This window comes from Paenibacillus wynnii (assembly GCF_030812855.1).
Taxonomy (GTDB): domain Bacteria; phylum Bacillota; class Bacilli; order Paenibacillales; family Paenibacillaceae; genus Paenibacillus_AQ; species Paenibacillus_AQ wynnii_A.
Map to the genome: position 1 here is coordinate 122,316 of NZ_JAUSTK010000006.1, position 21,154 is coordinate 143,469.

Consider the following 21,154-nt stretch of genomic DNA (forward strand, 5'->3'; position numbering starts at 1 on the left):
CCTTATTCTCTACCTACTCTTATCATACTATAATTGAAGGCTTAGTTACACCCGAAAGTCCAAATTAACAATAAAAGGAGTCCATTTTGCGTATATGTGAATAAAAATGTGAGGAAATATGTTCCATTGTTAGTTATTTGTAGATTATTATAGGAAAATACGCACGAGATCTTCTTTATCTAAGTATTATTGACCTTGACGGGACTGATAATACTTCTAGAAGGTTTAAGAATAAATTTTGATCCTTCTTGTAAAAAATGGAGCAACACAAAGCGACTTTTACACTTTGCATTGCCCATTTTCTCGATAAACATCATTTATGGAGTTAAGTAATTAGTCTAGAATTTCAGCACTATCGCCATTGTTGGCACCTGCAGCATTAGCTTCATCGGTGTCAATATGCATATCCAATGCAAAACTGTCGGATACACGTGCTAGGACGTTCTCCAATACGAGGCCGCGTTCGCCTCCAAGACGTACTTTCAGCATTTGCTTGTCAGAAATTCCCCAAGCTTCAGCTTCAGATGTATGAAAGTGAATATGGCGGGCTGCAACAATAACTCCTTTGTCCAATTCAACCTCACCTGCGGGACCCTTAAGCGTAATGCCTGGAGTTCCTTCTATGCTGCCGGATTCGCGAACGGGAGCTTTCACACCAAGACTGAATGCATCTGTACGAGATACTTCCAGTTGCGATGCTGGGCGGGCAGGCCCAAGAATTCTAACCTTGTCGAATTTACCTTTGGTACCAATTACTGCTACTTGCTCATTTGCTGCAAATTGTCCTGGTTGGGAAAGCGGTTTGAACTCAGTTAGTTGGTAACCTGCTCCAAACAACACTTCCACATGCTCCTGCGTTAGGTGAATATGTCGGGCCGACACACCTACGGGTACAGTCTTGCTCATTGTAAAGTCACTCCTTGTATTTTCTCTAGTATCTGTACAAGCCACTGTACATTATACAACTTATTCCTTGAAATTAAAAAGGAGCCTCATCAATTAAAGGCTCTTTTTTGTGACACTTTGCAATTTCGGAACCGAATTGTCACGATTGAATCGGTTTAGAGGGTAAATGACACCCTAAATATGTCATTGCATTGTCAAAGAGCCAACTCTTCACAGAATCCTCAGGAAAATGGCGAAGCAGCAGCTCTGCAAAATCTGAATATTTTCCGGAGTGCTCCAAACCCTTTACCCAAGCATCAATCCCATCAAAGTCCGAGCCAAACATAATCTGCTTCTCACCGCCGAGACTACATATATGCTCAATATGTCTGAATAATTCCTCTGAGGTAGCCTCTCCTCCCTCGCGAACAAACCAAGGAACAAAGGTCAACCCTATTCTTCCATCCATAGCAATCAGTGCAGAAATCTGCTCATCCGTTAAATTTCGTGGATGGTTGCAAATCGCAGCAGCATTAGAATGCGATGCAATAAAAGGGCGATTGCTTAGCTCCGCCAGTTCCCAGAACCCTGCCGGGGACAAATGCGACACGTCCATCAGCATTCCGCTTCCATTGCACCATTCCACTAATTTTCGACCTTTTTCGGTAAATCCCCCATTCCTCTGCTCCAGAACACCGTCCGCTGCCCAATTCGCATAGTTCCAGGTCACTCCCATAAAACGCACCCCTAGCTCGAAGCAAAGTTGCGCATAAAACAGATTGCCCTCCAGACCATCTACACCCTCCAAGGAGAGCATTCCCCACCTCAAGGCGTCTTTACCTATGTTTGTCGTATCTTCTTTCCAGCGAAGCCACTGAAGGCCTCCTAAACCCGTTATACTACTTCTATAGTGGTCAATTTGTCCAAGCACATCCCCAAAGCGCGGTCGACCTCTTTTCGAAGACAGATAAATGGCGAAACATTGAAGCGCCACATCCCCTTCAGCCATACGTTTGGCAGTAACATCCAAGCGATGATCATCCTTGAAGACAATATCCGGCATTTCCTGCATTTTGCTCAGGGCATCACAGTGAAAATCGACTATTTTCCGTTCTCCGACTCTCATTAGCTTGGCCTCCCTTTCTCTGCATGCAAAAAGAAACGGCTGCGCCGTCCCGTAGGACGACCCCCGTTTCTCTTCAGAAATATAAAAAAGGATAAGACTTCACTTATTCTTACTTATATTTCAAAAAAACTGTCCTGCTCTAGCAAGACAGTTTAATCTCTAAAATTATATTATCTGGGCTCGACAATCAGTTTTATAGCCGTACGGTCTTCTCCATCAATGACAATATCGGTAAAGGCTGGGATGCAGATCAAATCAACGCCGCTTGGTGCGACAAACCCCCGGGCAATTGCGACAGCTTTAACTGCTTGGTTCAGTGCTCCCGCTCCAATCGCTTGAAGCTCGGCCGTACCACGTTCACGAAGAACACCTGCTAATGCACCGGCGACGGAATTCGGATTGGATTTAGCTGATACTTTTAATACATCCATTGTAAGTACCTCCCCTGGGAAAAATGATGGTGTTCTTCCACTACTGTAGATGTTATTCGAGAGAGAAGAAATAATTCCTTCTTTTTACGAAGCATTCTGCAGAAATTAATTCAAAAGATACTTTTTTTCGATATAATAAATATCACATTTTACCCAGGTTTGTCCGTTTTTCCCGATTTGTCCACTTTTTATTCAGCCTTTTTAGTCCATAATCCATTCATCTTCACGCAAACGAATCTTCTCCATGCGCTTTGCGGACCCGTTTGACTCATCTAACTCTACAAATAAACCGTTTAGCTGCCACTTTCCTTCATCCACGACAAATCTTGCGGGAAGCTGGGTTGTGAATTTATATAGAACTGCATCCTTCTCCATACCCAATACGCCTTCTCTTGAACCAACCATTCCTGCATCGGTTAGATAAGCGGTTCCCCCGGGGAGAATCACATCGTCATTACTTTGCACATGAGTATGTGTGCCGACCACGATCGAAGCACGTCCATCCATGAAATAACCCATAGCAATTTTCTCAGAAGTTGCCTCCGCATGAAAATCTACAAGAATACATTTATGCTTAGCCAGCAGTTCTTCCATAATGTCGTCTCCCACCCGGAAAGGGCAGTCAATCGCCGGTAAAAAGGTACGTCCCTGTAAATTAACTATCGCCAATTCTTTGCCGTTAGCTTTGACAACTGTATAACCCCGTCCCGGAGTATCCGGAGGAAAATTGGCCGGGCGAATGATACGCGGCTCGTCATCGATAAATTCGAAGATGTCTCTATTATCCCATGTGTGGTTTCCCATCGTTATTCCGTGCACGCCCCAATTAAAAAATTCATTCGCAATGGAGGCAGTAATCCCTCTTCCACCTGCTGAATTCTCTCCGTTGACAATAATGATATGCGGCTGATATTTACTTTTTAGGGAAGGAAGCATTTCACGCAATGCTTTTCTTCCGGTGTTGCCACAAATATCACCAATAAACAAAACTTTAATATTGTTCTCCTCCTTAAAGGTAATAGGTAATAATAAGCAATACATAATGAAAAGTGGCCCCTATTAAGGCGCCACTTTTCATTATTGCCTATTTAGCGTATTCAACCGCCCGTGTCTCGCGAATAACGGTAACTTTGATATGACCTGGATAATCCAGTTCATTCTCAATCATCTTAGTAATGTCACGAGCCAGACGGAAAGCTTCAGCATCATCGATCTTCTCAGGTTGAACCATCACGCGTACCTCGCGGCCCGCTTGAATAGCATACGATTTCTCGACACCTTCGAATGATTCGGAGATTTCCTCCAGCTTTTCCAAACGCTTGATATAGGTTTCCAGTGTTTCTCGGCGAGCGCCAGGTCTTGCTGCCGACAATGCGTCAGCTGCTCCAACCAGCATAGCAATAACCGAGGTAGCTTCGCAGTCACCATGGTGAGAAGCGATACTGTTAAGAACAACCGGATGCTCCTTGTATTTCCTTGCCAGTTCGGCACCAATCTCTACGTGTGAACCTTCTACTTCATGATCCAGCGCTTTGCCGATATCATGCAGTAATCCGGCACGTTTTGCAAGCACGATGTCTTCCCCAAGCTCACCGGCCATAAGTCCAGTCAAATAAGCAACCTCCATGGAGTGCTTCAACACATTTTGACCGTAGCTCGTACGGAATTTCAGACGACCCAGAATTTTGATTAAATCCGGATGCAACCCGTGAACACCTACCTCGAAGGTAGCTTGCTCACCGTATTCCCGAATTCTTTCGTCTACTTCCTTACGGGATTTCTCGACCATTTCTTCAATGCGTGCTGGGTGAATTCGTCCATCAGCTACCAGTTTCTCCAGTGCTGTACGGGCAACTTCACGACGGATAGGATCAAATCCCGACAAAATAACCGCTTCAGGCGTATCATCAATAATAAGGTCAATACCTGTGAGAGTCTCCAGTGCCCGGATGTTGCGGCCTTCACGACCGATAATCCGTCCCTTCATTTCTTCATTCGGCAACGTTACAACAGATACCGTTGTTTCTGCTACATGATCTGCCGCGCAGCGTTGAATAGCGAGAGTTATGATTTCACGGGCTTTTTTGTCCGCTTCTTCCTTCGCCTGCTGCTCGATTTCCTTAATCATCTGTGCAGTTTCATGGCGAACTTCCTGCTCCACGTTACTTAAAATAATACTTCTTGCATCTTCAATACTTAAATTAGAGATGCGTTCCAATTCAGTCACTTGATTTTTGTAAATGACGTCAATTTGCTGTTGGGTTTCATCAATTCGTTTCTCTTTGTTAGACACTTGTTCTTCTTTTCGCTCAAGCGATTCCATCTTTTTATCCAGCGATTCTTCCTTTTGCAGCAAACGTCTTTCTTGCCGTTGTATTTCATTACGACGTTCACGCGTTTCTTTCTCAGCTTCGCTACGGATTCTATGGACTTCGTCCTTAGCCTCCAATACCGTTTCCTTCTTCTGCGCTTCCGCCTCTTTCTTCGCGTTCTCCACGATGACTACGGCTTCTTTTTCAGCGCTGGAAATTTTAGCTTCTGCAAGGGACTTCCGAATAAAATAACCGAACCCAAAGAATAATGTCGCTACAACGAGAACGATAATGATCCAGACCAAAGTTGGCATCTGTTCACCTCCTCGTTGATTGTCTAGTTCCTCCAAGGGTTACCTTGGGAATTGTGCAGTTGTCAAACTACCGTTCATCACCATACAAAAAACCGGTAATCTCACCAATTGTTTTCCTGCACATGATGTACATGCACACTGCCCGCCTTATCTGGCGATTACATTTCATATGAGTTGATACGTGAACCGGAGTAGGAACCTTTTTGGGAAGGTAAAAGGATTCAAACTTTATGCCGATTCATGTTATATTTTATTATTTATAAAAAGACCTTGTCAAGAGAGTCGATATAGACAGGAAAGTCAAGAGACTTACTCAGGGTAGTATATTTCATCATCTTCGCCTTGAAAATTCTCTTCCTGCACCAAAATCTGCAGCACCTGACGCACCATTTCACCCGAAAATCCGCGTCTCATTAAATAAGCCCCAGTCTTCCGCCTCTTATCCGGAACTTCCCCACGAATCAAATTCCACTTCTTGCGAGCCGATAGAAGTGCACTCTGCTGCTCTTGTTCTGGGGTGATATCATCCAGCGCTTCTGCGATGAGGGATTTATCAATCCCCTTCTCCCGCAACTCCTGACGTATCCACATCTTCCCTTTACGCTGATTGGTAATCCGCTGTTCAGCCCACTGCTTGGCGTATAGGGGATCATCGATATATTGTTCACGCTGCAGTCGCTGCAAAGTTTCTGCTATAATAGTCTCTCCGATTTCCTTCTGCCGTAAACGGCGGGTCATTTCTAGAGCAGTTCTGGGTTTGTGACCCAGATAGCGAAGCCCTTCAACATAAGCTCGCTGGCGCTCATCTGCCAGAACAATTTCTTCCAGATCAGACTTCATAAAGTGGCTGTCTGTTATCATACGATATTTAATCATGACATCTTCATGAACAGTCATGTTATAGGCTCCAAAATGAATGATATAACGGTGATCTGATTTCTTCTGCCGTTCTACCCTTGTAATCTCAAGAAGTTCATTGTCCGGAAAGCCCGAGAGAATATGTTCCTCTTTATCCTGCTTTTCTTCAAATTCAGGATCAAGTTGTATAACCATGTATGTTATTCACCCCGTCATCTGATGTCAAGTACAGCTATGTTTACACTATTAAAAGACGCCCTGTTACAGTCGTTCACAGGGCGCCCAATAGTTCGAAATTATTCGATTTCAAGTAATGCTTTTTCTTCTAGCTGCTCCGCTTCCACTTCTTTTTCACTTGGTGGAGCTACTAGGGTGGTTAGATTACTTGCTGCACGAATTTTGTTCTCAATTTCAAGGGCAATATCCTTATGTTCCTTCAGAAACAGCTTCGCGTTCTCACGGCCTTGACCCAGACGCTCACCCTCATAGGAATACCATGCACCACTCTTGTTCACAATATCCATCTCTGTACCAATATCAACAAGACTTCCTTCTTTGGAAATCCCTTCACCGTACATGATATCTACATCTGCCTGCTTAAACGGAGGAGCTACCTTGTTCTTAACAACTTTTATCTTGGTGCGGTTACCCACCACATCGTTACCCATCTTAATACTCTCTACACGACGCACATCCAAGCGTACTGAGGAGTAGAATTTCAGTGCCCGTCCACCCGGAGTAGTCTCAGGGTTACCGAACATCACACCAATCTTCTCACGAAGCTGGTTAATGAAGATAGCAATTGTATTGGATTTGTTAATCGCACCAGACAATTTCCGCAAAGCCTGTGACATCAAACGTGCCTGCAGACCCACGTGGGAATCTCCCATATCACCTTCAATTTCCGCTTTCGGAACCAATGCTGCCACAGAGTCGATAACAATAATGTCTACAGCACCACTACGAACGAGTGCTTCTGCAATTTCAAGCGCTTGCTCACCGGTATCAGGCTGTGAAAGCAGAAGCTCATCAATATTTACGCCTAGGGCATTTGCATATTTAGGATCCAATGCGTGCTCGGCATCAATAAATGCAGCTTGTCCGCCAGCCTTTTGCACTTCTGCAATCGCATGAAGAGCAACCGTTGTTTTACCGGAAGATTCCGGTCCATACACTTCAATAATACGACCTTTTGGGAGTCCGCCAATACCTAATGCTATATCTAATGCGATAGATCCACTAGGTACAACCTCCACTTGCATATGAGCGGATTCTCCCAGTTTCATGATAGAACCTTTACCATATTGTTTCTCTATTTGACGAAGCGCCATCTCCAGCGCTGCACGACGATCTGACAATCAGACCACTTCCTTCACTGTTAATAGTATTATAATAACGTGTTTTTGAGGTCTTGCCAAGACTTTTTTCGAACATACATTCGTTTTTTTTGTTCTCTCCCTTCTGTATCCCTTTTATTGTAAGCCACCATACATTTAACTTAATTAAAGAAAACTTGTTCAGGGTATACTTTCTGTTACCCAAAAAAAAACGGAAGAACCGTGGCAAAGAATACTCAATGCCACGGTTCTTCCGTGTGTCCTGATTATATACCCCTAGTGGGATTTATTTCAAGTCTGATCCTCTATAATATCTATTCTCTACTTTTCCTGCGTTAACGTTATTCGAGTCTTCGCCAGAGGCGATACAGCAGAGCCTTCACAGTCCTAAGCCTGATGTTGTCTCTTGTTCCCTTAAGATTAAGCTCAAAGACTTCAGTCTGGTGGCCACGTTCAGCTATTCCAATATACACAAGCCCGACGGGTTTACGTTCAGACGAGCCCGGTCCGGCAACTCCTGTTACCGATAACCCAAAATCACTATCCGCAATTAATCTGACCTGATCCGCCAAAACTTCAGCCACTTCACGGCTCACAGCACCTGGGGCGTCTTTACCCTCCAATAATGCTTCCGGTACATTCAGCAGTTTCATCTTCATTTCATTGGAGTAACATACTATGCCTCCCAGGAACATGCCTGAACTTCCGGGAATACTGGTAATACTCTCCATTAACAACCCGCCCGTACAGCTCTCAGCAGCGCTCAAAGTCAGACCGGTATTAATCATCCGGTCAACAAGGAGCTTCTCCAGCGGGATGTCTATGTTCGCATACATATGCTCAGGAAGAATTCCTCGTATCTGCTCCTCTAATACACTAAGCTTCTCGGAAGCTTCCTGCTCGGAAGGGGCCTTAGTAGAAATACGAACGGTTACTTCCCCTTCCTTAGCATAAGGTGCAATGGTCGGATCGGTTTGATTTCGGATCAAGTCAATTAACTTATCCTCGAGAAGAGATTCACCAATACCGGCAAATTTAAGCATTCTGGAGTAGATAGGCATCTCATGCGTCAAAGCGTGCTGCAGAAGCCATGGCTTGGCCTTATCCGTGAACATTGGCTTCATTTCCCGGGGAGGTCCTGGGAGAACGATATAAAATTTACCTTCATGTGCGTGAGCAAGTCCGACAGCAAGACCCACCTCATTCGGAAGCGGCGTAGTACCCTCTACCATGAGTGCTTGTTTGCGGTTATTCTCCGTCATAAAGATGTTGCGTTCATCAAAAAAACGTTGAACATGCTCCATTGCAAGGGTGTCAATATGTAAGTTGCGGCCTAGGGCAGCAGCCAATCCATCTTTTGTAAGATCGTCTTCGGTTGGACCTATGCCACCTGTGAACAAAATTACATCGGCACGGCTCTGGGCGATCTCAATAGCCTGCTTCAGACGATTGAGATTATCACCAACCACAGTCTGAAAATACACATCAATTCCTAGCGCGGCAAGTTCTACCGACAAAAACTGGGCGTTGCTGTTAACTATTTGTCCGAGTAATAGTTCTGTACCGACGGCTATAATTTCCGCTTTCATAGCTGGTTCTCGCCTCCCTATGCCTTATGAAGCTGTAGTAGATCCTTGTTCTTCACGAAGTAATCCACACCTGAATAAATAGTGATTAGAGCTGCGGCCCATATAGCAATATCATCCACAGGAATCTGAATAAACTGGAATGGGAAATTATTCAGCAGCAACAGTGAGATGGCTACAATCTGAATAATGGTTTTAATCTTGCCCCATTTACTGGCGGCAACAACCTTTCCTTCAAGCAAGGCAACTTGGCGAAGTCCGGTTACGGCAAACTCACGGCTAATGATAACAACTGCAATCCAGGAATCACATCTTCCCATTTCAACCAATGAAATCAATACAGCCGACACTAGAAGCTTATCTGCAAGAGGATCTAGCAGTTTGCCAAGGTTAGTCACCATATTGTATTTACGTGCAATATAGCCATCTATCCCATCTGTACTGGCTGCTAGGAGAAAGATAACCGCCGCAAATAAATGATTAACGGAAAGTTGGAAAGAACCCCAATGAATAGGCTCAGGGTAAAAGTCGAAATTCCCCAGAAGGAAAAACATCATGATCGGTATAAGACAAATACGGGCAAGAGTGATACGGTTAGGCAAATTCACAGAAGTTCCTCCCTGACAAAATTATTCAGAACAGAAAGCACCCCGCAAGTGGTTGTGCGTCTAAGCACTGCGGGGCACGAATTCTTGCTTTACTTTAAATTGTTAAACTGTAGATCCAGCGGTAAATCGGCATTTCGCAAAAGTTGGATGATTTGTTGTAGATCATCCCTGCTTTTACCGGTTACGCGTATTTGATCGCCTTGGATTTGGCTTTTCACTTTCAACTTGGAATCACGAATGAGAATATTGATTTTCTTAGCATTCTCCTGATCGACCCCTTGTTTCAGGCCTAAACGCTGGCGTACACCTACTGAAGCTGGTTCTATTTTGCCATAATCCAAATTTTTGAGGGTAATCCCTCTCTTAACCATCTTAGTTTGCAGAATATCAATCACTGCATTTAACTTATATTCATCCTCAGAAGCAATAATAAGCGCGTCTTTTTCCAGCTTTAGACTACTTTTACTTCCTTTAAAATCAAACCGGTTCTCTAATTCCCTCTCGGTTTGATGAACCGCATTGGTTAACTCCTGCATATCCATTTTGGATACGATGTCGAATGAACTTTCCGAACTCATTACTCCACGTCCTTTACCAACATTTATTCTTTTCCTATTATATGAGAAACCAGCCCGCAAGTCTAATAATGCAAGAAATCCAAGCTTATTTTCCTCATTTTTTTAAGAGTGATTTCAGTTTCAAAGGGAAAAAGAGCACAAAAACACGCCTCCTGAGCCTTCCAGGAGACGCTTTTGCTGAAGCTGCTTATCTGCTGCGGGCAGGGTTCCTGAACATATCTAAGAGCCCAAGCACGATATGTGCTAGTCCGAAGCCTAGAATTCCATAGCCCCAAGCACTTGGAGTTAAATAATAACCTAGCAAACTGACGATAACACCTAGGCCTGTTACGATCCAACTGACGGTCATGGGAATACACCTCACTTTGGCTGTAAGAACTGTAAGTCATTCTTAGGTTATCCATAAAGTGAAAGCCTATTCCAGGTTTTACTCACTAGTGATGCTTTCTTCCGTAGCAGTGGGCTCAGAACCCTCAGATCCTTGAGTTCCCTCGGTTGCACCGGTTCCATCTGTTGTACCAGCTGTACCATCAGCCAATTCAAAAAGAATTCGAGAAGTGGATTTTCCGTCTGTTACTGTCTGTCCGTTAACGGTAATTACGGTAGCTCGCGAGTTGCCAGATTTAATATAAATCCCTTCACTACCTAGTGTAAAGACCATATTGTCTCCTGCGGCCGTATTACCATATGAAAGCTTCTCTCCCGTTGAGTTTCCGCCTTTATACACCTCAAGCCAACTTACCCCAGTTGCACTGATGATTACTTCGACAGGACTTCCTGCCGAAGCGGATACATCAAAGATGGTGGTTTTACCTGATTTACGGCCTGCACCCACAGTAATCGATTCAGGTGAAGGCGATAGGCTTGGTGACGGTTCTGGTGTAGTCTGTACGGAATCCCCATCATTCCCGGTTGTTGGAGAGGCAGTCGGTTGCGCTACCCCTCCACCGGGCGCTGGAGAGGATGTCTGAGCTGTTTTGGGATCCTGCGTCGCATCTGTTACCTTAGTAGGATCCACGGTCTGATTTCCATCGGAACCAGACTTAATAGCGTACATATAAATGACAACAATAATGAGGACTGGAAAAGTCCACATAAGCAAAGTGGGCAGCCACTTGGCATTCCGTTCCGTTTCAGGCCTGCGGCTACGTTTTTGGATTACACTTTCCATTGTAGGCTCTTTAGGTGTCACAGCAACATTACCGTGCTCCTGCATTAATTCGTCAGGGTTCACACCTACAGCTTCCGCATAGGTTTTGATAAATGCCCTAACATAAAAATCCCCCGGGAGAACTTTATAATCCCCTGTTTCGATGGCTTCCAAATATTTTTTGCGTATCTTCGTTACTTCCTGGACATCGTCAAGACTCATCCCTTTTTGCAGACGTGCCTCCTTCAAATGCCGGCCCAGTTCCGACATACCATCACCTCCTCGTTAGTTTGTTTTATAGATCATCACTGTAGCTCGTTGTAAACGATTCATACAGAATCTCTTCATTGGGAGTGTTTCGCAGCTCAATAATGATATCAAAATCATCATAAGTGTACTCTGATTCCCGCACAAAAATATCAGGATGCTCAATAACCTTCGTGCTTGGCATAGCCATAATCGTCTGCAACAGGTTATAGTGTTTCTCATTTGAGCGTATTGTGCTTACAATACCGTCAATAATAAACACATTGTTTGGGTTTAGTTCATCCTCCGCAAGCTGGCTGCGAACCGTTTGACGAAGCAGCGTAGAGGAAACAAAAGTCCAACGTTTCATGGCACACACACTGCCGGCAATAATAGATTCCGTCTTTCCGACACGAGGCATGCCCCTTAATCCGATAACCTGATTCCCTTCCTTCTTAAACACCTCACCCAAAAAATCTACCAGAAGACCTAATTCATCCCTGGTAAACCTGAAAGTCTTGCGGTCATCCGAATCCCTGTCGATATAACGGCCGTGACGCACAGCCAGCTTGTCTACTAACCGAGGTGTCCGCAGAGCCGTTACTGTAATATTATCAACTTTCTTGAGCATTTCGCCCATAAGCATAATTTTCTGGTCATCATTGGTTTCCAGCAGCATACCTCGGGTTTTACCCTCTACACCGTTAATAGTCAAAATATTGACCTCTAACATACCCAGCATGGAAGCAATATCCCCCAACAGACCTGGTCTGTTTTTATGTATCTTATATTCCATATACCATTGTTTATATTCCACTTGTACACCTCATAGATTCCTTTTCCCTGCATTTGTCACCTGTCAACAAAAACGATAAATCGACAAAGCACTTTATTGCATGGGTCATGTTAATGATATATAAAAAAAATTTGAAAGGCAAGGTCATACTGTATAATTGCAGAAAAGCTCCCAGGAAGGGAGCTTTTTCCACCGCTATGCGTTGTTTTTCGCCAGCTTTACCATCAGAGTAGCAATCGTATGCTTCTCTGCTGCATTACCGACATCCCACAGCTCTTTGATCGCCCGGTTCGAAGAATTTTGTGGATCGACTTTTTTATCGAGGAATTCCCCGATTTCAAAAGCCAGCTTTGAGATCGTCTCATCGCTCATTCCAATTTTCTCCGCCTGTACGACACGTTCACCCAGAAACTTTTTCCAAGTGTCGAAATTTTTGATAACAGTTGGCCCATTGGATCCTGTTGACATCTTAAATCCTCCTTCATATTTACTGAGATTTAAAAGCAACAGTTATAATATGTCCCGGGTCAAAGGTCGTTATGCTGGAGTATTTCTCCATACGATCAGGTAATCCAGCCACCATTCGGACTGATAATCTGACCGGTAATATATCCAGACTCAGGCAATGACAGAAAATAAACCAGAGATGATATTTCTTCAGGGGACGCCAACCGCCCTGCGGGAATTTCATCCTCTAGCATGCGCAGTTCATCCTCTTGCAACGTGGACAGCATTGACGTATTTACCGCTCCAGGTGCAACAGCATTAACCGTTACACCTGAAGGAGCTAATTCTTTGGCCAGCGCTTTGGTGAAGGCGTTAACGCCACCTTTGCTAGCGGAATAAGCCACCTCACAGGACGCTCCTGAAATCCCCCACACTGAAGAAACATTAACAATTCGACCATAGCGTTGAGAAACCATATAAGGCATGAAAATTTGGCTGCAAAGGAAGCTGCCCTTCAGATTCACAGCCATAATATCATCCCATTCCTCTTCACTTAAATCTGCTAACATGCCGTAATGAGCTTTCCCTGCATTGTTAACAAGAATATCCGGCATCATGCCGCTGCTCTCAAGCCTCTCGGCCATACGCAGCAGCTGGCTGCGGTCTCTAATATCAGCCATTACAGTCATAACCTTAGACCCCAGCGCCATACAACGCCTGGCTACGTCATTTGCTGCCTCATGTGATGTCATGTAGTGAATGATCACATTCATCCCCACTGAAGCAAAACGCTCTGCAATAGCCCCTCCGATACCGCCACCACCGCCGGTAACAAGCACAGTCATTTCCCCTAATGGTTTGCTGTTCTCTCCCACACCAGCCATTAAGGACTCACCACCAAGGATACCGCCAGCTGTTCCCAATCCACATGACTACGCAGACGTTCATTAACCTCATCAAGTGTGAGGGATTCATATACAGGGAGAACCTCGAATAAATTGCCGCCGCGGAACTGATAGCGTGTAAATTCATGAGCAATACTTTCCGGTGAATTCAGCATCCGTAAGTAGCCGCCAATTTTCTTTTTGCGAGCCCGTTCAAAGTCACTCTCCGCAAAGCCGGACTTAAGAATAGCATCTACCTCTTCCCGGATACGCTTCAGGAGCAGATCAGGATCTTTGGTGTCCCCGCCTATTGCAGAAAATGCATATTCAGGGGAACTGTTGAATTCATGTCCAAAGCTATCTGAAATCAGCCCTTCGTCATAAAGCTTCTGATACAGCGTGGTACTGCTGCCAAATAACAGATCGAGCATCAATTTGGTTGTAAGGTCACGACGAATAGCTGCCTCGCCTGATAGCCCCTCCACCTTTTCCTTGAAGCCGAACAAGCATTTAGGCATGGATACGGCCAGCTTGCACTCACGGACTTTTTGATCCACTGCTTGTGGTTCTTCTTCAAAAATACGTTCGATATCACCTTGAATTCCGTAAGACTTCGCGCTTTGGTTGCTGCGGATAAGTGAAATGACTTTCTCCGGTTCGACCCCTCCGACCACAAAGAGAAGCATATTACTCGGATGATAAAACGCATTGTAGCAGGAATACAGTGTTTCCTTTGTAATTGTGCCGATGGATTCAATCGTTCCGGCGATATCAATGTGAACCGGGTGCTTGGAATACATCGCTTCAATTAGGCCGAAATAGACACGCCAATCTGGATTATCCGCATACATGTTGATTTCTTGGCCGATAATACCCTTTTCCTTATCGACGTTCTCATCGGTGAAATAGGGGCGCTGCACAAAATCAACCAGCGTTTCCAGATTGGTCTCAATATTCTCCGTAGCAGAGAATAAATAGACGGTCTGGTCAAAGCTCGTAAAAGCGTTCGCAGATGCACCATTTGAGGCGAAGGTGGCGAAAATATCGCCTTCCGGCTCTTCAAACATTTTATGCTCAAGAAAATGGGCAATTCCGTCAGGGACCTTTGTCTCTTCCCCTCCGGCAACATGAAAATGATTGTCTACAGAACCGTATTTCGTTGCAAAAGTCGCATATGTTTTACGGAAACCCTGCTTTGGCAATACATATACCCGCAGTCCGTTCTCCATCACTTCGTGATAAATGGTTTCTTGTAGTCTTTCGTAATAAATCTGTTCCACCGCTATTCCTCCTTCTGCCCTGTCAGGAAATAAATCGTGTCCAGCTGAAAAGTGTCAGCGGCTGCCTTCACATCCTCTGCTCCGGTTCCTTCAACCTGATCCATTAGCTCCTGAGTAGACCGATCTTTACCGGAAAGCTGGCGGTTGAAATCAAACGAAATCATTTCAAATGCGGAATCCTGAATTTCAGAGAGCAGATTACGAATCATCGCTTTGGTCTGACTGAGTTCTAAATCACTAATACGGCCAGCCTTCATCTCTTCTAGCTGTTTGGTGATAATGTCGACCGCTTTACCGTAATTTTGCATTTCAATACCGGATTGTATCGTTCCGATCCCTTTATGACCGTCATAGCGGGAGGATGCATAATAGGCAAGGCTCTCCTTCTCTCGGACATTCACAAACAGCTTGGAATGAGGGTAGCCACCCAAAATTCCGTTATGCATCAACGCAGTGGCATACGTATCATCTTTGTATGTGATAGAGGTACGCAAACCCATATTCAGCTTACCTTGGCTAACATCAAGTTTTTCTTCAACGGTTCGAACCTCCGTTACTGTTACCGGAACGAAGCGTGAAGCGTAGTCCTTGGTTTCTGTTGTATTACGGCCGAAGTGGCGTTTCACCAGCTTCTCCACTTCCTCTGGTGTAGTGTCCCCGACTACATACAGATCCAGAATGGCACCATCCAACCATGAATTGTAGGATTGATACAGCTTCTCAGGTGTCAATGTATCCAAATCGACTCTCTGCCCCAGGGGATGGAGTCTATAAGGCTCATTCTTACACATCTCTTCGATACATCGTTCAGCAGCATACCGGATCTTATCGTTTACAATAGACTCCAGTTTCTTACGGACTGTTTCACGTTCTGTAGCTACATAGGACGAGCGGAAAAGTCCATTCTCCAGAGCAGGGCGGGTTAATACTTCTCCCAGAAAAGCAAACGATTCACCTAGCAGACTTTCCTTGCTTTGCACAAAAGAATCATTAATCGTATCCATACGGAACTGAACGATTTGGTGGTCACCGCGTTTGTAGACATCAAAACCAAATCCGGCTCCGTAAAGCTCCTCCAGCCTTTCGCGAAACTGCGTCGTCTCCGGATAAGAGGCAGTCCCTCTACGAAGTACGAAGGGAATTAGCGCGGTTGAGGTTACTGTCTCCTCTTCAAGCGGAACACCGGCATAAAGTGAGATGGCGAAGGTTTTGAACGCTTTAGTTGGCAATACGTGAATGCGCATGCCTGCAGCGTTACCATGCTGAAAACCATTATTATTCAAGTCCAAAACTCCTTTACGGCGTGAATAGGTGCTATAGATCATTTTATGAAGTAATATCCATTCTAAACCATTCCAAAGTAAGGAAGCAACCGGAAGTCCAGTTCCGATTGCTCCGTTGAAGGTGATATTCTACATACAGAAAATATGCTCACCAATGGTTTTGACCTGCGGGCGGCTCCAAATCCATTTGGATGTAGCCGTTACAGGATTAAAGTAATAGATGCATCCTCCTGACGGGTCCCAGCCGCTTAAGGCCTGTTGAACCGCTTTTCGCGCCTGTTCGTTGGGTTCCAGGTATATTTGGCCGTCAGCAACAGCTGTGAAAGCTCCAGGCTGAAAAATAACCCCTGAAGGCGTCTTAGGAAAGTTAGGTGATTTTACCCGATTCAGGATTACAGCAGCAACTGCAACTTGTCCTTCAAATGGCTCCCCTCTAGCCTCACCATACACGGCATTCGCCATAATTTTCAGGTCATTTTCAGATAGTCCCATTGCATTACCTGAGGATAATTTGGCTGTACTAGCTGGATTACCTGTATTTCCTGTATTAGCCTTCTTCTCTCCACCTCCCGCAGCCGTTTTGGGCTCAGTTGGTCTCCAGTTCTTAGTGGCATTATATAGCTTCAGCTTCGTTTTAGCTCCTACAACTCCATCTGCCTTCATACCAAACTTCCATTGAAACCACTTCACGGATTTCAGTGTTTTAGGGCCATATTGACTGTCTATTTTCCCATCATAATACCCTAAATGCTTCAGCCTTCCCTGAAGTTCATAAACATCTTGACCTTTGGCTCCGTATTTAACCAGAGTCGTACTAAAAGCTGGAAGTGCCTCTTCAAAAGCGATTTGTTGTGAAGTAATTGACCCCGGCACGGTTTGTTTCTTATTCTTAACTTCGTCCTGTCCCCCATACCATTGCACAGTAATCGGTCCAGCAGTCAATGCAAGGGTCAATACGGCAAGTAGCCACATCTTTTGTTTCTTCATAGGATTCGCTCTACCTTTCTTTTGTAGGTTCTGCATGAATGGCTAAAGTTATTATGACGACTGTCAGCACATCCTATACACTACCTATCTAGAAAGAAGAGTTCGTCAAAAAAGAAAAAAGCATCCCCAAGCCAATAAATAATGGCTTGGGAATGCCTTCTCACATTATCAATCTGTTAAGAACTGATCCGATTATGCTGATACTGTTCCAACGAAATGAGCACCTCTCGCGGCTTACTGCCTTCGTAGGAGCCGATGACGCCTCTGGCCTCCATCGAATCAATCAATCGGGCTGCACGGGTATAACCTACACGCATGCGACGCTGCAGCAGTGATACAGAAGCCTGCTTCGCCTCCAGTACTATTTGTACGGCTTGCTCATAAAGCTCGTCCTGAGGCTCCTGATCCACCGCGTTGGAATCATCAACCTCTGGAACAATTGAATCATCGTAATTAGCCTCAGCTTGTCCACTTACATACTGAACGATGGTTTCAACCTCTTGGTCACTAAGAAAAGCGCCTTGCACACGGATCGGCTTTGAAGAGCCCATGGGTAGGAAGAGCATATCCCCCCGTCCAAGCAGCTTTTCTGCCCCACCCATATCAAGAATGGTTCGCGAATCCACCGAAGAAGATACACCGAATGCTATTCGCGAAGGAATATTAGCCTTAATGACCCCGGTAATAACATCTACAGAAGGGCGTTGTGTCGCAATAATCAAATGGATCCCCGCAGCGCGGGCCATTTGCGCAAGCCGGCAAATTGCATCTTCCACATCGTTAGCGGCAACCATCATTAAGTCCGCAAGCTCATCCACTATGACAACGATGTAGGGTAGCACCGCATCCGGATTATCCTTCATAAGTGTGTTATAACCTTCAACATTCCGCGTCCCTGATTTGGAGAACAGCTCGTATCTCTTCTCCATTTCTACAACGATCTTCTTAAGAGCTAGACTGGCCCGCTTGGGATCCGTGACCACGGGTGCTAGCAAATGAGGAATTCCGTTATACACGTTAAGCTCCACCATCTTTGGATCCACCATCAGAAATTTCACTTCGTTAGGCTTAGCCTTATATAAAATACTGGTAATAATACCGTTAATACATACGGATTTCCCTGATCCCGTAGCACCTGCTACCAAGAGATGGGGCATTCTTGCCAGATTACCAATGATCGTCTGCCCAGAAATATCCCGCCCGAAAGCGATTGTCAGCTTTGATTCAGCATCCTGAAAGGTCTGAGTCTCCATAACCTCGCGCATAGTTACAATGGAGACCTCAGGATTAGGCACCTCAATACCAATGGCTGACTTGCCGGGAATCGGGGCCTCCATACGAATGTCTTTGGCAGCCAGAGCGAGGGCGATATCATCCGTGAGATTTACGATGCGACTTACTTTCACACCGATATCCGGCTGAATCTCATACCGGGTAACAGCAGGTCCCCTAACTACTTCAAGTACTTTGGCCCTTACACCGAAGCTCTCAAGAGTTGCTTCCAGCTTACGAGCGGTTTGCATATAATCATTCTGATCACCGGCTTTACCCGCACTACTCGGCTTGGTCAAGAGACGGAAAGGCGGAAGCTTATAAGGTTTAGGTGGCGGTGGCAGCGGTGGAGAAATAACCAACTCCTCTTCAACTGCAGAGCTGCCTAATGGATCCTCTAAGTTATTAAGAGCAGCTAAATCCTCTAAGGAGATTTCCGGTTCATGAACCACCGATCCACTTCGTGCAGTCGGTGAGAACTCACTCCATTCCTCGCGGTCCTCCTGACTTAGCCCTTCCGAACGAATATGCTCGAAGAAATCCCGGATGATTGGAGTTACCGGTTCCAGATCATCGTCATTAAGCTCATTTTCGTTGTTCAATCCATAAGCACCGTGAGTTGGAGCTGCCCCATTAGATAATCCTGTGATAATAGGGCCAGACTGACCCGATACCTCCTGATCAGATTCGTCATCCTCTAGATTATCCGTGTGATTCCTTCTATTAAGCGGAGCGGATGTCCACTGTGCCAACCTTTTAAAGAAAAGAGGTTGTTTGCGATTCGGCAAAGGTTGTCCACTTTCATTGTAATCCTCATCGTCATCCAGATCATCATTCTGAATAACTGGCTCTTTCTTGCCTTTACCCGCGCGTGTGCTGGTTACAGGAACGGCCTGTGGTCGATTGGCTGTTCGAAGTCGGATGCCTTCTATAAGCTTAACCGCACGTTGACGAAACAGTCCAAATAGTTCAACGTAAGAAAGGTTCGTAATCAGCATAAAGCTGATTGCCAGCATTACAATCATCAAGAGCTTTGCACCCAGATTCCCGAACAGCCAGAGGAGGGCTGCATACTCAAGAGCTCCGAGATAACCCCCGCTAATATCTTTGCCTAGCATAAAAACTTCGCTGCCGTTAGAGGTTGGTGACAGCGCCCCATTAAGATCATTATGTATTTGTGATAAGACATTATTCGGATGGAGCATGGATAACGGACCCAGCTTCTGCTCCATTGAAGAGATGCTGCTCATAAGACACATAGACAGCACAAGAAGAACCACGCCCGATTGGCGGCTATTCCAAGAGGAAGGCCACTTGCGGTGAATCATGACCATTAGACCGTAAAAAATACCTATAAGAGGCAGAATGAAATAAAATCGACCAAGTAGGTATCCGGCCAGACTTGAAAGAGAACGACCCACCGCCGCTTCCCCGGACAACGCTATGACAGAAATGGTGATTAATAATATCCCGTATATTTCATATTTTAAAACGCTGCCAAGCAGCACTTTTTTCTTTTTCTTTTTTCTTTTTGCCACAAAAGCCACCCCCAAGAACAACATTATACCATATAATGGGGTGGCGTACCTATGTTCTCTTTTGTCGCAAAATGCGTTATTGTGTACTCTCTAATTCCCGACCCATAACATCCATTAATAACTTGATATATAAGGGATTATGGCTCCCGGGGATAGTGCAGGATTCAAATAACAATTTAAGGGGCAGTGTATAAGCCGGACAATACGAGCGCGCCCGTGCTCAAGAGGTTCTACCTGCATTAGCATTTCTCCCTGTTGCAGTTCCATCAGCTGAGGTGAACCGTTCCACGCTCCTTCCCAGACCTGTTCCATTGGCATTACCGTATAAAGTGTCATTGAGTTAACCCTCCATTGATAGACTGGGTTGGATTTGTATTTCCTATCATGCTGTTCAAATGTGAGAGTGCAGCTCCAATCCCACCCACCTCATCCATTAGTCCGTACTTAACTGCATCATATCCTCCGACGGCAGTCCCGATATCACGATTTAGTTCACCTGTCTTGAACATGAGATGCTTGAATGCTTCCTCAGTGATCCTTGAATGACTCGTAACAAAATTCACTACACGATCCTGCATTTTCTCCATATATTCAAAGGTCTGAGGAACACCAATCACAAGACCGTTCATACGGATGGGGTGAATAGTCATCGTAGCACTCTCAGCAATAATAGAATAATTGGAGGATACAGCTATTGGCACTCCTATACTATGGCCTCCTCCGATAACTACCGTTACAGTCGGTTTCGAAAGGGATGCGATCATCTCGGCTATTGCGAGACCCGCTTCCACATCTCCTCCCACCGTATTCAAAATGATTAGCAGTCCTTTGATGTTTTTACTCTGCTCTGCAGCCACCAACTGAGGAATAATATGTTCATATTTCGTTGTTTTGTTATGAGGAGGGAGTACAAGATGCCCTTCTATTTGTCCTATTATAGTCATGCAAAAAATATCCGGTTCCCCATTGGGAACTACGTTTTGTCCAAGCTCTTTGACTGCACCTAATGTTGCAATTTCCCCATTCGGGATGTTCTCCGTTCTCACCGGAACAGGTATAGTTTCTCCACCCATTTGCTCATTAGATTGGGATCCCACATTATTGTTCATTGTTAAAAGCTCTCCCTTCCGCTTACAGCCATACTGCTGCAGCTTGCTGACTTTCCTTAGTATGACATCAGAGGGCGCAGCATTATTCAAGGTACGCAGAATATGTTTCCAGAGCTCAACACAAAAA

Annotated in this window: 21 protein-coding genes; all 21 read right to left on the reverse strand. The window is 45.0% G+C overall.

The genetic code is table 11. From position 1 onward, the window contains the following. Positions 1-333 precede the first annotated feature (333 nt). The 21 genes from pduL to J2T20_RS08630 all read right to left on the reverse strand — a co-directional run bounded on the left by pduL (position 334) and on the right by J2T20_RS08630 (position 21,027). Complete coding sequence (pduL, locus tag J2T20_RS08530) at positions 334-906, reverse strand: phosphate propanoyltransferase (protein ID WP_036656331.1); 573 nt, start codon at positions 904-906, stop codon at positions 334-336. Between the two features lie 139 nt (positions 907-1,045). Beyond that, a complete protein-coding gene (locus J2T20_RS08535) occupies positions 1,046-2,011 on the reverse strand; it encodes a dipeptidase (protein ID WP_307587419.1) in 966 nt (321 codons plus the stop codon). A gap of 170 nt (positions 2,012-2,181) precedes the next feature. Next, the gene (locus J2T20_RS08540; RefSeq protein WP_036656334.1) at positions 2,182-2,442 is read right to left on the reverse strand and encodes a stage V sporulation protein S; all 261 of its coding nucleotides are present in this window, start codon (positions 2,440-2,442) and stop codon (positions 2,182-2,184) included. Positions 2,443-2,643: 201 nt separating this feature from the next. After that, the gene (locus tag J2T20_RS08545) at positions 2,644-3,483 is read right to left on the reverse strand and encodes a TIGR00282 family metallophosphoesterase (protein WP_307587423.1); all 840 of its coding nucleotides are present in this window, start codon (positions 3,481-3,483) and stop codon (positions 2,644-2,646) included. Positions 3,484-3,526: 43 nt separating this feature from the next. Further along, the gene (gene rny, locus J2T20_RS08550; protein ID WP_307587425.1) at positions 3,527-5,068 is read right to left on the reverse strand and encodes a ribonuclease Y; all 1,542 of its coding nucleotides are present in this window, start codon (positions 5,066-5,068) and stop codon (positions 3,527-3,529) included. Positions 5,069-5,377: 309 nt separating this feature from the next. Beyond that, on the reverse strand, positions 5,378-6,121 hold the full coding sequence (locus J2T20_RS08555) for a regulatory protein RecX (RefSeq protein ID WP_307587427.1): 744 nt from the start codon (positions 6,119-6,121) through the stop codon (positions 5,378-5,380). A 101-nt stretch (positions 6,122-6,222) separates the two neighbouring features. Next, the gene (recA, locus tag J2T20_RS08560; RefSeq protein ID WP_307587429.1) at positions 6,223-7,284 is read right to left on the reverse strand and encodes a recombinase RecA; all 1,062 of its coding nucleotides are present in this window, start codon (positions 7,282-7,284) and stop codon (positions 6,223-6,225) included. 320 nt (positions 7,285-7,604) lie between these two features. Then, a complete protein-coding gene (locus J2T20_RS08565; protein WP_307587431.1) occupies positions 7,605-8,852 on the reverse strand; it encodes a competence/damage-inducible protein A in 1,248 nt (415 codons plus the stop codon). A 17-nt stretch (positions 8,853-8,869) separates the two neighbouring features. After that, complete coding sequence (gene pgsA, locus J2T20_RS08570) at positions 8,870-9,457, reverse strand: CDP-diacylglycerol--glycerol-3-phosphate 3-phosphatidyltransferase (protein ID WP_307587432.1); 588 nt, start codon at positions 9,455-9,457, stop codon at positions 8,870-8,872. 89 nt (positions 9,458-9,546) lie between these two features. After that, complete coding sequence (locus J2T20_RS08575; RefSeq protein WP_307587434.1) at positions 9,547-10,035, reverse strand: YajQ family cyclic di-GMP-binding protein; 489 nt, start codon at positions 10,033-10,035, stop codon at positions 9,547-9,549. A gap of 187 nt (positions 10,036-10,222) precedes the next feature. Next, on the reverse strand, positions 10,223-10,384 hold the full coding sequence (locus tag J2T20_RS08580) for a hypothetical protein (protein ID WP_307587435.1): 162 nt from the start codon (positions 10,382-10,384) through the stop codon (positions 10,223-10,225). A 78-nt stretch (positions 10,385-10,462) separates the two neighbouring features. Next, positions 10,463-11,455 carry a helix-turn-helix domain-containing protein gene (locus J2T20_RS08585; RefSeq protein ID WP_307587437.1) on the reverse strand — a complete coding sequence of 331 codons (993 nt, stop codon included), beginning with the start codon at positions 11,453-11,455 and terminating at the stop codon, positions 10,463-10,465. A 25-nt stretch (positions 11,456-11,480) separates the two neighbouring features. Continuing rightward, positions 11,481-12,248: a DUF3388 domain-containing protein gene (locus J2T20_RS08590; protein ID WP_307587439.1), complete on the reverse strand. Its 768-nt coding sequence runs from the start codon at positions 12,246-12,248 to the stop codon at positions 11,481-11,483. A gap of 174 nt (positions 12,249-12,422) precedes the next feature. Further along, on the reverse strand, positions 12,423-12,695 hold the full coding sequence (locus J2T20_RS08595; protein WP_307587440.1) for a DUF3243 domain-containing protein: 273 nt from the start codon (positions 12,693-12,695) through the stop codon (positions 12,423-12,425). A 95-nt stretch (positions 12,696-12,790) separates the two neighbouring features. After that, on the reverse strand, positions 12,791-13,558 hold the full coding sequence (gene ymfI, locus J2T20_RS08600) for an elongation factor P 5-aminopentanone reductase (protein WP_307587441.1): 768 nt from the start codon (positions 13,556-13,558) through the stop codon (positions 12,791-12,793). After that, entirely contained in the window at positions 13,558-14,838 is a 1,281-nt protein-coding gene (gene yfmH / locus J2T20_RS08605; RefSeq protein WP_307587443.1) for an EF-P 5-aminopentanol modification-associated protein YfmH, read from the reverse strand. Before yfmH ends, ymfI begins: the two co-directional genes overlap by 1 nt. A gap of 2 nt (positions 14,839-14,840) precedes the next feature. After that, entirely contained in the window at positions 14,841-16,121 is a 1,281-nt protein-coding gene (yfmF, locus tag J2T20_RS08610; RefSeq protein WP_373457777.1) for an EF-P 5-aminopentanol modification-associated protein YfmF, read from the reverse strand. 129 nt (positions 16,122-16,250) lie between these two features. After that, positions 16,251-17,108 carry a spore cortex-lytic enzyme gene (sleB, locus tag J2T20_RS08615; RefSeq protein ID WP_307587445.1) on the reverse strand — a complete coding sequence of 286 codons (858 nt, stop codon included), beginning with the start codon at positions 17,106-17,108 and terminating at the stop codon, positions 16,251-16,253. A 176-nt stretch (positions 17,109-17,284) separates the two neighbouring features. Continuing rightward, complete coding sequence (locus J2T20_RS08620; RefSeq protein WP_307587446.1) at positions 17,285-19,918, reverse strand: FtsK/SpoIIIE family DNA translocase; 2,634 nt, start codon at positions 19,916-19,918, stop codon at positions 17,285-17,287. A 114-nt stretch (positions 19,919-20,032) separates the two neighbouring features. After that, positions 20,033-20,254 carry a YlzJ-like family protein gene (locus J2T20_RS08625; protein ID WP_307587448.1) on the reverse strand — a complete coding sequence of 74 codons (222 nt, stop codon included), beginning with the start codon at positions 20,252-20,254 and terminating at the stop codon, positions 20,033-20,035. Then, positions 20,251-21,027, reverse strand: a complete 777-nt coding sequence (locus tag J2T20_RS08630; protein ID WP_307587450.1) for a ClpP family protease — start codon at positions 21,025-21,027, stop codon at positions 20,251-20,253. The genes J2T20_RS08625 and J2T20_RS08630 overlap by 4 nt, the downstream gene beginning before the upstream one ends. Positions 21,028-21,154: the final 127 nt, after the last annotated feature.